Here is a 13,955-nt window from a genome sequence, read left to right on the forward strand (position 1 = left end):
CGTCTTAGGCATAAACGGTCCTAATTTGAGCAATGGTCGTATAATCCAGCACCGCCGCTTTGATTTCTTCGACCATTTCGTTCGTGGATACGATGCGGCCGCCGCTTGGCGCCAAGTCGGCGGTGCGCAAACCTTGATCGAGCACCTGCCGCACCGCGTGCTCGACCGCCTCCGCTTCCGCGGTGAGCCCGAACGACAGTCGAAGCATCATCGCGGCCGACAAAATCGCCGCAATCGGATTGGCTTTGTTCATACCGGCAATATCAGGCGCCGAGCCGTGAACCGGCTCATACAAGCTCGGACCGGAAGCGGATAAGCTGGCTGACGGCAGCATCCCGAGCGAACCGGACAGCATCGAGGCCTCGTCGCTCAAAATATCGCCAAACATGTTTTCTGTCACAATGACATCAAACTGCTTCGGCGCGCGGATGAGCTGCATCGCGGCATTGTCAACAAGCATATGCTCAAGCGTGACGTCCGGAAATTCCTTCGCCACCTCTTCGGCCACTTCTCGCCATAATCGGCTTGACGACAGGACGTTCGCCTTGTCGACCGACGTCACTTTTTTCTTCCTCCCGCGCGCAAGCATAAACGCCATGCGCACGATCCGTTCGATTTCTTCCTTTTTATATAAGAGAGTGTCAACCGCTCTTTCTTCCCCGTTTTCCACGACGCGGCCGCTCGGCTGGCCAAAGTAAATGCCGCCGGTCAACTCGCGGACGATGACAAAATCGACGCCTTGCACGAGATCCGGTTTTAACGGCGAAGCGGAAACCAAACTGTCATAGCAAACAACCGGCCGCAAGTTGGCATATAAGTCGAGCTGCTTGCGAATGGCAAGCAATCCTTTTTCCGGGCGCAAATGCGGAGGGTTGTCGTCCCACTTCGGACCGCCGACCGCCCCGAGCAGCACCGCATCGCTCTGTTGGCAAAGGCGAAGCGTCTCTTCTGGGAGCGGCGTCCCGGCTTCATCGATCGCGGCTCCGCCAATCAATCCATACTCAAACGCAAACTCGTGGCCAAACCGGATGCCGACCGCTTTCAAAACCTCGACCGCTCCGGACGTCACTTCCTTGCCGATGCCATCGCCCGGCAAGACGGCAATCCGATAGTTTCCCATGTTTGAATCCCTCCGTTTTATGATGTTGCCACCTTTTCGTTTTCAGCACGCATCGCTTCGATCATAAACACGCGGTTCATGGCGTTGATGTACGCTTTCGCCGACGCCTCAAGCACGTCTTGCGCCGTTCCGCGCCCGCTCGTTTCAACATCGCGCACGCGCACTTTCACAAATACTTGCGCTAGCGCATCGCGGCCGCCGCCGACCGACTCAATCCGGTAGTCAAGCAGTGTCACTTCCGTTTGGAAGCAGCGCTCGAGCGTATTGTACAGCGCCTCGACGCTGCCGGCGCCGGTCGCCGCTTCTTGGATTTCATTCCCCTTCCCGTCTTTCAGTACCACGACCGCTGTCGGAATTTGATTCGTCCCGTATTGCACTTGAATGGAAGACAATTGATAAAAATCTTTGAAGTGGTCGAACTTCTCTTCGAAAATCAACGCGATTAAATCGTCGTCGGTAATATCCTTCTTTTTGTCCGCCAGTTCTTTAAAACGGACAAACAGCTGATTGATCTCTTCATCGGACAACGTGTAGCCGAGCTCCTCAACCCGGTTGCGAAGCGCATGGCGGCCGGAATGTTTGCCGAGCACCATCGAATTCGACGGCACGCCGACGAGCTCCGGTGAAATGATTTCGTACGTCGTTTTTTCTTTTAAGACGCCGTCTTGATGGATGCCGGATTCATGCGCAAACGCGTTTTTGCCGACGACCGCTTTGTTGGGTGGAACGACGACCCCGGTCAGCTTGCTGACAAGATTGCTTGTGCGCTTAATTTCTTGCAAATTGAGGCGCGTTTCCACTTGATAATAATCTTTGCGAATGTGAAGGGCGACGGCGATCTCCTCAAGCGCCGCGTTGCCGGCCCGCTCGCCGATGCCGTTGATCGTGCACTCGACCTGCGTCGCCCCATGCTCAATGGCCGACAACGAGTTCACCACCGCCATGCCCAAGTCATCATGACAATGAGCGGAGAGCGAAACATTTTCAATATTCGGAACATTGTTTTGCAAATAGAGGAAAATTTCCCCGTATTCTTTCGGCGTAATATAGCCGACCGTATCCGGGATGTTGATGACCGAGGCGCCGGCTTTGATCACTTCGGCGACGATTTTCGCCAAAAACGGCAGCTCGCTCCGGCACGCATCTTCCGCCGACCATTGGACGATCGAGAAAAAGCGCTTCGCGTATTTCACTGCCTCAACCGCCGCTTCAATCACTTGTTCCGGCGTCATCCGCAATTTATGCACCATATGGATCGGCGAGGTGGCGATGAATAGGTGGAGCCGCGGCTCCGCGCCGCCTTTTAACGCCTCCCACGCCGCATCAATGTCGCTTCGGACCGAGCGCGACAGCCCGGTGACCGAGCATGTTCTCACCGTTTCGGCAATTTGTTTGACCGCCTCAAAATCGCCTTTTGACGAGGCGGGGAAGCCCGCCTCGATGATGTCAACCCGCAGCCGTTCAAGCTGACGGGCAATTTCCAACTTTTCTTGCAAGTTCAAATTGACGCCGGCCGACTGTTCCCCATCGCGCAATGTAGTATCAAAAAACTTAATGTTTCGCACCTGGCACCACCGCTTCTTTTTGTTTTGCTTTCACAAACGGCATCATGCTCCGCAGTTCGCGTCCGACGACTTCGATCAAATGCTCGTTCTCGCGCCGGTTGATGGCGTTGAACTCCGGACGGTTTGCTTGGTTTTCCAAAATCCAGCTTTTCGCGAATTTGCCGGTTTGGATGTCATCGAGCACCTTTTTCATTTCCGCTTTCACGGCGTCGTTAATGATGCGCGGACCGGTGATAAAGTCGCCCCATTGCGCCGTATCGGAAATCGAGTAGCGCATCCACGACAAGCCGCCTTCATAAAGAAGATCAACGATGAGCTTCATTTCATGCAAACACTCGAAATAGGCGACTTCCGGCTGATACCCGGCTTCAACGAGCGTTTCAAACCCGGCCTTGATGAGCGCCGTCAGCCCGCCGCACAGCACCGCTTGTTCACCGAACAAGTCGGTTTCCGTCTCTTCTTTGAACGTTGTCTCCAACACCCCAGCTCGAGTAGCACCAATCGCTTTCGCATAGGCGAGCGCCGTTTCTTTCGCGTGTCCGGTTACATCTTGATAAACGGCGATGAGCGCCGGCACCCCGGCTCCTTCCGCATATGTGCGACGCACGAGATGGCCTGGTCCTTTCGGCGCCACCAAGAAGACATCGACATGCTCCGGCGGGACGATTTGGCTGAAATGAATGTTAAACCCGTGCGCAAACACAAGCGCGTTGCCCGGTTCAAGCCCCGGTTCAATCTCTTCCTTGTAGACAGCCGGCTGTTTCTCATCCGGCAGCAACACCATCACAATATCCGCTTGTTTTGCCGCTTCGCGCACCGAGTATACTTCAAAGCCGTCCTGTTCCGCCTGTTCCCACGATTTCCCTTTGCGCAACCCGACAATGACGCGGACGCCGCTGTCGCGCAAGTTTTGTGCATGGGCGTGGCCTTGTGAGCCGTAGCCGATGATCGCGACCGTTTTCCCTTGCAAATATTGTTCGTTTGCATCCCCGTTATAGTAGACTTTTGCCATGATTACCCTCTCCTTTGTCGTGTAGTGTAAATGGGCCGCCATGCGCCCTCATTGCGCACAGGCGCGGTTATTCGTATCGACAATGTTTTGACAACGATCGTTGCAACGGAGACAGCGGCCGTTAAATGATAAACGCCGTTTTCTGGTTGGCCGCCGCTTTTTGCGCCCCGCGGGTGAACGCGGTCGTACCGGTGCGCGCCACTTCTTTGATGCCATAGGGGCGCAACAGCTCAATCAACGCCTCGACTTTTTCCGGCTCGCCGGTGACTTGAATGACGAGGCTGTCTTTGCTGACGTCGACGATCGAGGCGCGGAACGGCTCAATGAGCGTGTAGATTTCTTGGCGGATCGCCGGAGCAGCCGCCACTTTCACAAGCGCCAGCTCACGGGCGACGATCGCCTGATCCGTGATGTCATTGACTTTCAATACATCGATCTGCTTGTTTAGCTGTTTGATAATTTGTTCCGCGGTCCGTTCGTCGTCGACATTGACGACAAATGTCATCCGCGAGACTCCATCGATTTCCGTATGCCCGACGGTGATGCTTTCGATATTGTAATGCCGCTTCGTAAACAGCCCGGTGATGCGGTTTAACACGCCCGGGCGGTTGTTGACCGTCATCGTGATAATTCTTCGCACGCTTTCACCCCCACCATTTCATGAAGCCCTTTGCCGGGCGCCACCATCGGATACACGTTCTCGTCGGCGCGGACGTGGAAATCCAACAGCACCGGGCCGTCCATCGCAAACGCTTGTTTTAACACTTCAGCTGCTTCCACCTCCGTCTTCGCCCGCAGCCCCGGTATGCCGTATGCTTCAGCGAGTTTTACAAAATCCGGCTGATTCGGGATGAGCGAATGGGAGTACCGTTTTTCGTAAAACAGCTCCTGCCATTGCCGCACCATGCCGAGCGCCTGGTTGTTGACGATGACGATTTTAATTGGCAACCCCAGCTCTTGAATGACCGACAGCTCTTGAAGCGTCATTTGGAAACCGCCGTCGCCGACGATGGAAACGACGGTCGCGCTCCGATCCGCCAGCTGGGCGCCAATCGCTGCCGGAAGCCCAAAGCCCATCGTGCCGAGCCCCCCGGACGTCACCCACCGGTGCGGTCGATTGAACTTGTAATATTGCGCCGCCCACATTTGGTGCTGGCCGACGTCCGTTGTGACGATCGCTTCGCCATTTGTCAATTCGTAAATCATTTCGACAAGCTTTTGCGGCTTGATCGTCCCGGCTTCCGGCTCGTAATGGAGCGGGAAGCGCCGCTTCCACTCATTGAGCTGTTCGAGCCACGCCGCGTTGTCAGCCGGTTTGCCTTGCTGGGCGATCAGTTCCTGCAGCGCCGCTTTGGCGTCGCTGACAATCGGAATGTTGGTCGGCACGTTTTTGCCGATTTCCGCCGGGTCGATGTCGATATGAGCGACAGTCGCCTTTGGCGCGAAGTATTTCAAGTTGCCGGTGACCCGGTCGTCAAAACGGGCGCCGATGTTGATAAGCAAATCGCACTCATAGAGCGCCATGTTCGCCGTGTACGTCCCGTGCATGCCCGCCATCCCCAAGAAAAGCGGATGGTCTGCCGGGAAGCCGCCAAGGCCAAGAAGCGTATGAACGACCGGAATGTTTTGCTGCTCGGCGTACTGCCGCAATTCGTTTGCCGCGTCGGCGTGCAAGACGCCGGCGCCGGCTAAAATGACCGGCCGCTTCGACTGGCTGACCGCCTCGACAAGACGGCGGATTTGCCAATGGTTCGGCTGCGTCGTCGGCTGATACCCAGGCAAGCAAACTTCTTCATCGTAATCGAATTCCCCTTCGGCCGTTGTGATGTCTTTCGGAATATCGATCAACACCGGCCCCGGCCGTCCAGTCGTTGCAATGTGGAACGCCTCTTTGATGATTTTCGGCAGCTCACTGATGTCGCGCACTTGGTAGTTGTGTTTCGTAATCGGCATCGTAATCCCGACGACATCGGCTTCCTGAAAGGCGTCCGAGCCGATGACGCTCGTCGCTACTTGCCCAGTGAACACGACGAGCGGCAACGAATCCATCATGGCGTCGGTCAGTCCGGTGACGATGTTGGTCGCTCCCGGCCCCGATGTCGCGATGACGACCCCCGGTTTTCCCGAAATGCGCGCGTACCCTTCCGCCGCATGAATGGCTCCCTGCTCGTGCCGCGTCAAGACGTGAAACACACCGGCTTTATACAGCTCATCGTAAAGCGGGAGCACCGCCCCCCCTGGATAGCCGAAAATGACTTCGACTTGCTCCGCCTTCAGCGCTTCGATCAACATCATCGACCCGCTCATCCTCGTCTTCGTCTTCGCCTGCTCCTCCACGTTCATCTTTGCCATCGTCGATCCTCCCCGTTGGTTGTGATCCATATAAAAAACCTTTTCACCCACCATGACTGGAATTTCCAGCCAAAGGGGCGAAAAGGTTTCCTTTCCGCGGTACCACCCTTCTTCACGACCATGACGGCCGCCTCAGGAGCAGCCAGCCGAAACCGGCTGCTCGTTTTTTGTAACGGGTGAAGCGCACATCCCCACCCGTCCGGCCCTACTGGCGAATCTGCGTTCAAGCCGGCGCTCGGAGGTGAGTTCATCAAGCGGCAACATCACCGGTTCGCAGCTCCCCCGGCTCTCTGTGGATGTTGGCCCCGCTGACTACTTATCCTCGTCAACGCTTTCTCGCTATATGGTTGTCATTCTTGCTCAACTGACATTGGCGTTCGTCGGATACACCTTTACTCCTTCGACGACTACGCGGCGGCGGAATTCTTCAAGCAGCCGCTTCGTATGCGGACCCGGCGTCCCGTCGCCGATCGTCCGGCCATCGACTTTAATGACGGAAATGACTTCGGCTGCCGTCCCGGTTAAAAACACTTCATCTGCCACATACACGTCATGGCGGGTGAACGGCTCCTCTTTCACCGTATAGCCGAGATCCTCCGCGATTTCGATGATCGCTTGGCGCGTGATGCCTTCCAGCGCCCCGACATACCCTGGAGGCGTGTAAATGACGCCGTTTTTAATGATGAAGACGTTGTCGCCGGAACCTTCGGCCACATATCCTTGGTCGTTTAAGATCAGCGCCTCGCTCACGTTGGCCAAATGCGCTTCGATCTTCACGAGAACATTGTTCAAATAGTTGAGCGATTTGACCTTCGGACTCAGCACATCAGAGCGGTTGCGGCGCGTCGCTACTGTCACCACTTCGATGCCGGTTTCATATAAATGCTTCGGGAAGAGCGCGAGCGGCTCCACGATAATGACGATTTGCGGCGTTTTGCATTTGTACGGATCAAGGCCCAAATCGCCGACCCCGCGCGAAACGACTAAGCGAATGTATGCATCCTGATAGCCGTTGCGGCGGACGGTTTCAAGCACATGGCCGATTATTTCGTCCTTCGTATATGGAATGTCGAGCAAAATCGATTTCGCGGAATTGTATAGCCGATCTATATGTTCTTCGAGGCGGAATACGTTGCCGCTATAGACGCGAATGCCTTCAAATACGCCGTCCCCATACAAAAATCCATGGTCATACACGGAAATTTTGGCGTTTTCTTTTGTCACAAATTCTCCGTTTAAAAAGATCCATTGTTCGCCCACTTCGGTTCCCCTCTTCCTTGATCAGTCAACGGTTGCTTTGAACGGCTCGGTGATGTGTTTGAGTCGTTTCTCTTGTTTGAAAATTATAATAATCCGAAACGACCGCGCCGTCAATAACGTTTTTTGAAAATTTCGATTGGTCGAACTATTTGAATGCGCTTACATTATGATAGAATCAAGGTTTTGCCGATTCAAAAATTTTTTCTTTCTTGGCGGCTCATAGAAAGCGGACGCGCTCTAACTGCCAAAGACGAAAAACAAAAAATAGCGGACGTTTTGTCCGCTTAGATCGAAAAGGTTCGTTCCATTCCGGAAACGGGCTGCCCATTCACTTCATAAAATTGGACATGCACGCGCCCGCCGCCGATGGTCAACACCGCGTACGTTCTTTCTTTTCTCCCGCGCGGCAAGGCGATGCTGCCGGGATTGATGAACAGCACCCCCTCGATTTGCTCGGCCCCAGCCAGGTGGGAATGGCCGAAACAAACGACATGGGCGCTCGTTTCTTTCGCCCGGTAGTAGAGGCGCAGCAGCGACGTTTTGACGCCGTACAAATGGCCGTGCGTGATGAGAAAGCGAAGGCCTTCCGCCTCCTCGGTCCGCTCATTCGGAAACGCCGCGAAATCGCAGTTGCCGCGCACGACGACAAATGGAGCAAGTTCGGCCGCTTGAGCCGACAGCTCGGAATCGCCGCAATGAATAAACAGATCGGCTTCATGGCGATGGCGCTCGACAATGGCGGAGAGTTCGCCGCTGAGCCCGTGGCTGTCGCTTACAACGACCGCTTTCATTCCGTCCGTCCCTCCCCTCCCATGATGTCATCCCATTGCTCGTCAAGCTTGGCCAGCGCCTTCGCCCGGTGGCTGATCTCATTTTTCTCTTCCGGGGTGAGTTCCGCCATCGTCTTCCCCTTTTCCGGAAGATAAAAGACGGGGTCATAGCCAAAACCGCCTTCTCCCCGCGGCGCTTCGGCGATGTACCCTTCGCACGCCGCCTCCACAACGGCCGTCGGCCGCCCGGGGATGGCGACCGCCAGTGCGCAATGAAACCGGGCGGTGCGCTGTTCCATCGGCACGCCTTCCAACTCGTGAAGCAGCTTCGCGATGTTGCGCGCATCGTTTTTGTCTTCACCGGCATAGCGGGCTGAATAGACGCCCGGCCGGCCGCCGAGCGCATCGACCACCAGCCCCGAATCATCGGCGATCACCGGGCAGCCGAAACGGCGAGATATGGCTTCCGCTTTTAACCGGGCGTTTTCGGCAAACGTGCTTCCCGTCTCCTCGACGTCCGGAACGTCCGGAAAATCAAGCAGCGATTTGACGTCGATGCCCCGCTTCGCAAACAAAGCGGCAAATTCGCGCACTTTTCCGGCATTTTTCGTCGCGATCACAATCTTGTTCACTCTGTCCCCTCCTCCTGCTTCGCTTCTTGCTTCGTCCCGATGCGAGCCGCCCAATCGCCCAAAACGCGGCGCTGCACGGCGATCAGCTGTTCAATGCCGATGTGCGCCGCCTCAAGCAATTCATCGAGCTCGGCGCGAGAAAAAGTCGCTTCTTCCCCGGTCCCTTGAATTTCAACAAACTGGCCGGATCCGGTCATGACGACGTTCATATCGACTTTTGCCCGCGCGTCTTCATCGTAATTCAAATCGAGCACAACGCCATGCTCCGGATCGATGCCAACGGACGTAGCGGCAAGAAAATCGCGGATTGGAAGCGCCTCGAGCTTCCCTTCGTCAACGAACTTGGAAAGCGCCAGCACGAGCGCCACGTAGCCGCCGGTGATCGAGGCGGTGCGCGTTCCGCCGTCCGCCTGAATGACGTCGCAATCGATCCAAACCGTTCGTTCGCCAAGCCGCTCCAACTCAACGACCGAGCGGAGCGCGCGGCCGATCAGGCGTTGAATTTCCATCGTCCTCCCCGACACTTTCCCTTTGCTTGCCTCCCTCGCATTCCGCTGCTCTGTCGCCCGCGGCAGCATCCCATATTCGGCGGTGATCCATCCTTTTCCGCCGCCGCGCATAAACGGCGGCACTTTTTCTTCCACCGTCGCCGTGCAAATCACTTTCGTGTCGCCGATTTCAATCAACACGGACCCTTCGGCATGTTTCACATAATGCGGCTGTATATGTACAGGGCGCAGCTCACGGTTATGTCGTCCGTCTGCTCTCATTCACTCTTCCTCCTTTTTCCTTCCCGTTTGCCAGCAGGAGCCGGTTGGTCCTGCCTCCTTCCTTGCATCACGACTCCGTGCCGCCGTTGCCAAAAAACAAAGAGGCGGAGCACGCTTCCACCTCTTTGTTATACCATAACAGCCTATTCGTTTCCAGCTTGGGTGAACACCCCACCACTTACGCTTCACTTAGAGGCGGGGGCTTCAAGCGACTTGTGCGTGTTCGCCGAACGGTAAGCCACACACAAGAACCCTTTACGCTTTCCTTCGTTCCGAAGGGGTCCGTTCTAACCTTATTTTATCCTATTCGTTGGCTAACGCCAACCGACATTCATCTCCCACTTTCACTTTGCTTAGAAGCGGGAGACTTCTTTCGGAAAGATGTTAAAACGCCCCGGTATTGACGTTTTGTGGGCGGGCGACCGGTTTTGTGAGCGGTTTGCCGTCTTCCGTAACAAGATCGGCTTTGCCGTTCACCGTAATCGCGACGCTCTCAACGCCGCTTTGCTCGGTGAGCGACAACACAAGCGAGTTCAAGACGACGTCAGAAATCACATTTTTCTTGTTGCTGCCAAAAATGCCTTCGTTAAAATTGAGCGTGACTTGGCCATCTTCGTATTTTGGCTTGTCAAGCAGCTTGGCGTCCGGCTGGAAGACGCCGACAAGCCCACTGCCACGTTCCGGCCCTTGAATAAGTTCATGGACCGCCGCCGCGATATCATCTTTCTCTTGGTTGGAAACACGTCTTGTCACAGGGACATAATACGTCGTTTCTCCCTGTTGGGCAACAAAATACACGGTGACGGGATGCGTATTCGTAATGTCCGGCACACCGCCCGCCTCCATGTTGATGCCGTCGGCGCGGCTCACCCCGTCTTGAATCGGCGTTTTATTGACCGGCATCACCTCTTGGTCATAACCGTTAATGCGGATTTTGACGCGCTTAATGTTGTCAAACTGCGTCAACGTCCACGCAATGGCTTGCAAAATCCGCTTTTCGTCTTCCGGTTTGTATTGCTTGAATTCCGGTGAAAAATCGGCGATCAACGTCCCGTCTTTTTCAAGTTTGGTGCCAAGCACGGTTGTCCCTGCCGGAATGACGGCGCGGAAACCGTTCGGCAACATATTCGACACCGGGCCGTCTTCAACCAAATACTCAAGCACTTGTTTCGCAACAGCCTGCGTTTTTGGCAACTCAACCGTTTGCGGCACGACATATCCGTTTTTGTCAATCAGGTAAAGCTCTCGCTTGACCGTCTCGGTCGCCTTCGCTTCCTCTTTGGCCCCCTCTTTCCCTTTCGTTGCCTCCTCGAGCGCCTGGCCGTCTTTTACATAGCTCGTGTCTTGCGGCGGATCAATTTCCTTCACTGCTTCATCTTGGCCAAACAAGCCGCAGCCGCCGAGCAGCAAAAGCGAAGCGAGCACCGGCGCCGTCCATCTATGAACCGTCCGTTTGCCCATTGACGTTCCCTCCTACTCGTGGTTTGTACTACTATGTATACGAGCCGCTGTCCAAAATAGAATAAAAAAATCCTTTAGCGTCTATGCGCTAAAGGATTTTTTTGCCTACAGGCGAATCGATTCCACCGTGCCGATCGGTCTGCCAAACCACTTTCTTGAAATCTTTTCAAAAAGCTCTTTCGGACCGGTCGTAAAAAACAAATGCTCCGGCTCGCGCTGGCCCGTATAAAGAAAGTGGCTGTGATGCAAAATGGCGCTCACTTCGCGGGCCGTTTCACCGCCCGAGCAAATCAGTTTCACTTTTTTGCCCATGTAGGCCCGGATCAGCGGGGCAAGCAGCGGATAATGCGTGCAGCCTAAAATAAGCACGTCAATCGGCAGCGGGCGCAGCGGAGCGAGCGACTCGGCGACGACCGCCTTCGCTTTCTCCCCTTCAAAATCGCCGCTTTCGACCAGAGGGACAAACTTCGGGCACGCCAAGCTTTCGACATGGACGTGCGGATTGATCGATTGGAGCGCCTTTTCGTACGCCTTGCTTCTCACCGTGCCGATCGTGCCGATCACGCCAATATGCCCATTTTTTGTCGCCTTCAAGGCGGCGCGGGCGCCGGGATGAACGACGCCGAGCACCGGAATGTCAAGCCGCTCCCGCACTTCATCGAGCGCGACCGCGGTTGCCGTGTTGCAGGCAATGACAAGCATTTTCAACGGATATTGCCGCAAGTAGTGAATCATCTGCCATGTAAATCGGCGAATTTCTTCAACCGGGCGCGGCCCGTACGGACAGCGGGCGGTGTCGCCAAGGTAAATGATCTGTTCCTTTGGCAGCTGCCGCATAATTTCTTTGGCGACGGTTAAGCCGCCGACTCCTGAATCAATGACACCAATTGCTCTTTCCAAGTGATCGCCTCATTCTTTCATCATTTCTTGATGCAGTTTGCGCAAACAGCGCTCAAAAACGACAATTTCTTCATCCGAAAAGTTTTCCAGCACTTGGGCCAAATCGCGCTGGCGTTTTTCAATCACTTCCTCAATGATGCGCTTGCCTTTTTCGAGCAGGTGAATGCGGACGACGCGCCGATCATGTTCATCACGCACTCGGGCGACGAGACCGTTTCGCTCCATGCGATCGACCAAGTCGGTCGTCGTGCTGCACGCCAAATACATTTTGTTCGATAACTCGCCAACCGTCAAGTCCCCTTCTTCAAGCAGCCATTGCAACGCGACAAACTGCGGAGGCGTGATGGGATAGTTCGTTAAAATTTCGCGGCCGCGCTGTTTTAAGTTGGCGGCGATATAGCGAAGCAATTTTTCCAACTCGGCAACCGTTTTTTCGTTCATCGCAGACGGCATACAATCTCCCCTTGATCATTTTCGCGGCCTGGCCCCAAAACAACGTGCCTCAGCCAACGGCCATTCTATTTTTCATTTTACAATACCGGGGGACATAATCAATACAAAATATAGAACGCCGCTGCAGACAAAAGGCCAGACAGACGGCAAAGCCTCGTCCGGCCGCAAAGGAACATAACAGCCGGCCACCCGGAAAGGGAAAAGCCGGCATTGTGTGAACTACCCACCACCTACGCTTCGCTTAGAGGTGGGGGCTTCAAGCGGCTTGTGTGTGTTCGCTGAACGGTAAGCCACACACAAGAACCCTTTACGCTTCCCTTCGTTCCGAAGGTGTCCGTTCTAGCCATATTCTATCCTATTCGTTGGCTAACGCCAACCGAAATTCATCTCCCACTTTCACTGGTGCTGGCGCACCTTCACGTTTAGAAGTAGGAGACTTCTTTCGGAGGGAAGTTAAAGTTTCAGTTCGCCCATTCGAAGCAATTCAATCACAGCTTGCGAGCGCCCCTTGACCCCAAGCTTTTGCATCGCATTCGAAATATGGTTGCGAACAGTTTTTTCGCTGATGAACAGTTCTTTGGCGATTTCCTTCGTCGTCTTATCTTGCACGAGCAATTCGAAGACTTCTTTTTCTCTTTTTGTCAAAAGCGGCTTCGATTGAAACGATTGATCCTTCAACGGTGGTAACCCTCCTTGCTCTCAATGGGCCCGAACTGCCGGATGGGTATTTCCTCACCATATCGTATGTGAGAGCAAGGGCGGCGGTGACGAAATTTTGCTTATCTAATAGAAAAATAGGTCTTTTTTTCGCCTCCCCGCCTGATCAAAGACAAGGGGGCTGGGCAAGCGCAAAATCCCCTCCATGGCTGGCCACGGAGGGGATGAGAGGTCCAACTGTTACACTTCGTCGCTTCCAAAGAAATCGCGGAACATTTGAATCGTCGTTTCGCGGTTTAACGCCGCGATCGATGTCGTCAACGGAATGCCTTTCGGGCACGATTGCACGCAGTTTTGCGAGTTGCCACAGTTGGCCAGTCCGCCGTCGCCCATAATCGCCCGCAGCCGTTCGGCTTTATGCATCGCCCCGGTCGGGTGGGCGTTAAACAGCCGTACCTGCGACAGCGGCGCCGGGCCGATAAAGTTCGACTTGCTGTTGACGTTCGGGCACGCTTCAAGACAGACCCCGCACGTCATGCATTTTGACAGCTCGTACGCCCATTGCCGCTTCCGCTCTGGCATGCGCGGACCCGGACCCAAGTCGTACGTTCCGTCGATTGGAATCCATGCTTTGACGCGTTTTAGCGCATCAAACATCCGGCTCCGGTCGATGACCAAGTCGCGGATGACCGGGAACGTGCGCATCGGCTCCAGGCGGATCGGCTGCTCTAATTTATCAATGAGCGCCGCACATGCTTGCCGCGGCTTTCCGTTAATGACCATCGAGCAGGCCCCGCACACTTCTTCCAAACAGTTCATTTCCCAGGCGACCGGCGTCGTTTTTTCCCCTTTGGCGTTGACCGGATTGCGGCGAATTTCCATGAGCGCCGAAATGACGTTCATGTTCGGGCGGTACGGAATGACAAACTCCTCTTCATATGGAGCGGAATCCGGACGATCTTGGCGCGTGATGATGAACCGAACCGTTTTGTTTTCGCTCATC

The 13,955-nt window shown here is 54.9% G+C and carries 14 protein-coding genes and 1 other annotated feature; all 14 genes read right to left on the bottom strand.

Annotated elements, in window-relative coordinates; translation table 11 throughout:
- Positions 1 to 4 precede the first annotated feature (4 nt).
- The 14 genes from leuB to sdhB all read right to left on the bottom strand — a co-directional run bounded on the left by leuB (position 5) and on the right by sdhB (position 13,954).
- Positions 5 to 1,120, bottom strand: a complete 1,116-nt coding sequence (gene leuB, locus ETC02_RS03060; RefSeq protein ID WP_050367635.1) for a 3-isopropylmalate dehydrogenase — start codon at positions 1,118 to 1,120, stop codon at positions 5 to 7.
- 17 nt (positions 1,121 to 1,137) lie between these two features.
- The gene (locus ETC02_RS03065; RefSeq protein WP_050367636.1) at positions 1,138 to 2,685 is read right to left on the bottom strand and encodes a 2-isopropylmalate synthase; all 1,548 of its coding nucleotides are present in this window, start codon (positions 2,683 to 2,685) and stop codon (positions 1,138 to 1,140) included.
- Entirely contained in the window at positions 2,672 to 3,697 is a 1,026-nt protein-coding gene (gene ilvC / locus ETC02_RS03070; RefSeq protein WP_050367637.1) for a ketol-acid reductoisomerase, read from the bottom strand. Before ilvC ends, ETC02_RS03065 begins: the two co-directional genes overlap by 14 nt.
- A 121-nt stretch (positions 3,698 to 3,818) precedes the next feature.
- Complete coding sequence (gene ilvN, locus ETC02_RS03075) at positions 3,819 to 4,337, bottom strand: acetolactate synthase small subunit (RefSeq protein WP_033010639.1); 519 nt, start codon at positions 4,335 to 4,337, stop codon at positions 3,819 to 3,821.
- Positions 4,316 to 6,049, bottom strand: a complete 1,734-nt coding sequence (gene ilvB, locus ETC02_RS03080) for an acetolactate synthase large subunit (protein WP_063211608.1) — start codon at positions 6,047 to 6,049, stop codon at positions 4,316 to 4,318. The genes ilvN and ilvB overlap by 22 nt, the downstream gene beginning before the upstream one ends.
- A gap of 70 nt (positions 6,050 to 6,119) precedes the next feature.
- Positions 6,120 to 6,387 (bottom strand) — a binding site (T-box leader).
- A gap of 22 nt (positions 6,388 to 6,409) precedes the next feature.
- The gene (ilvE, locus tag ETC02_RS03085) at positions 6,410 to 7,309 is read right to left on the bottom strand and encodes a branched-chain-amino-acid transaminase (RefSeq protein WP_063211599.1); all 900 of its coding nucleotides are present in this window, start codon (positions 7,307 to 7,309) and stop codon (positions 6,410 to 6,412) included.
- 284 nt (positions 7,310 to 7,593) lie between these two features.
- On the bottom strand, positions 7,594 to 8,100 hold the full coding sequence (locus ETC02_RS03090) for a metallophosphoesterase family protein (RefSeq protein ID WP_063211597.1): 507 nt from the start codon (positions 8,098 to 8,100) through the stop codon (positions 7,594 to 7,596).
- Positions 8,097 to 8,711 carry an XTP/dITP diphosphatase gene (locus ETC02_RS03095; RefSeq protein ID WP_049624965.1) on the bottom strand — a complete coding sequence of 205 codons (615 nt, stop codon included), beginning with the start codon at positions 8,709 to 8,711 and terminating at the stop codon, positions 8,097 to 8,099. The genes ETC02_RS03090 and ETC02_RS03095 overlap by 4 nt, the downstream gene beginning before the upstream one ends.
- Positions 8,708 to 9,481 (bottom strand): ribonuclease PH, encoded by a 774-nt coding sequence (gene rph / locus ETC02_RS03100; RefSeq protein WP_033010643.1) that lies wholly within the window; start codon positions 9,479 to 9,481, stop codon positions 8,708 to 8,710. The genes ETC02_RS03095 and rph overlap by 4 nt, the downstream gene beginning before the upstream one ends.
- A 384-nt stretch (positions 9,482 to 9,865) precedes the next feature.
- On the bottom strand, positions 9,866 to 10,942 hold the full coding sequence (locus ETC02_RS03105) for a GerMN domain-containing protein (protein WP_044744848.1): 1,077 nt from the start codon (positions 10,940 to 10,942) through the stop codon (positions 9,866 to 9,868).
- A gap of 105 nt (positions 10,943 to 11,047) precedes the next feature.
- Positions 11,048 to 11,842, bottom strand: coding sequence for a glutamate racemase (gene racE / locus ETC02_RS03110; RefSeq protein WP_050367639.1), 795 nt, complete (start codon positions 11,840 to 11,842; stop codon positions 11,048 to 11,050).
- A gap of 9 nt (positions 11,843 to 11,851) precedes the next feature.
- Positions 11,852 to 12,295: a MarR family winged helix-turn-helix transcriptional regulator gene (locus ETC02_RS03115; protein ID WP_050367640.1), complete on the bottom strand. Its 444-nt coding sequence runs from the start codon at positions 12,293 to 12,295 to the stop codon at positions 11,852 to 11,854.
- A gap of 453 nt (positions 12,296 to 12,748) precedes the next feature.
- Positions 12,749 to 12,973, bottom strand: coding sequence for a helix-turn-helix domain-containing protein (locus ETC02_RS03120; protein WP_033010648.1), 225 nt, complete (start codon positions 12,971 to 12,973; stop codon positions 12,749 to 12,751).
- Between the two features lie 219 nt (positions 12,974 to 13,192).
- Positions 13,193 to 13,954: a succinate dehydrogenase iron-sulfur subunit gene (gene sdhB, locus ETC02_RS03125; protein ID WP_015375538.1), complete on the bottom strand. Its 762-nt coding sequence runs from the start codon at positions 13,952 to 13,954 to the stop codon at positions 13,193 to 13,195.
- Position 13,955 lies beyond the last annotated feature (1 nt).

It is taken from the genome of Geobacillus sp. DSP4a, from assembly GCF_013096875.1.
GTDB lineage: Bacteria > Bacillota > Bacilli > Bacillales > Anoxybacillaceae > Geobacillus > Geobacillus thermophilus.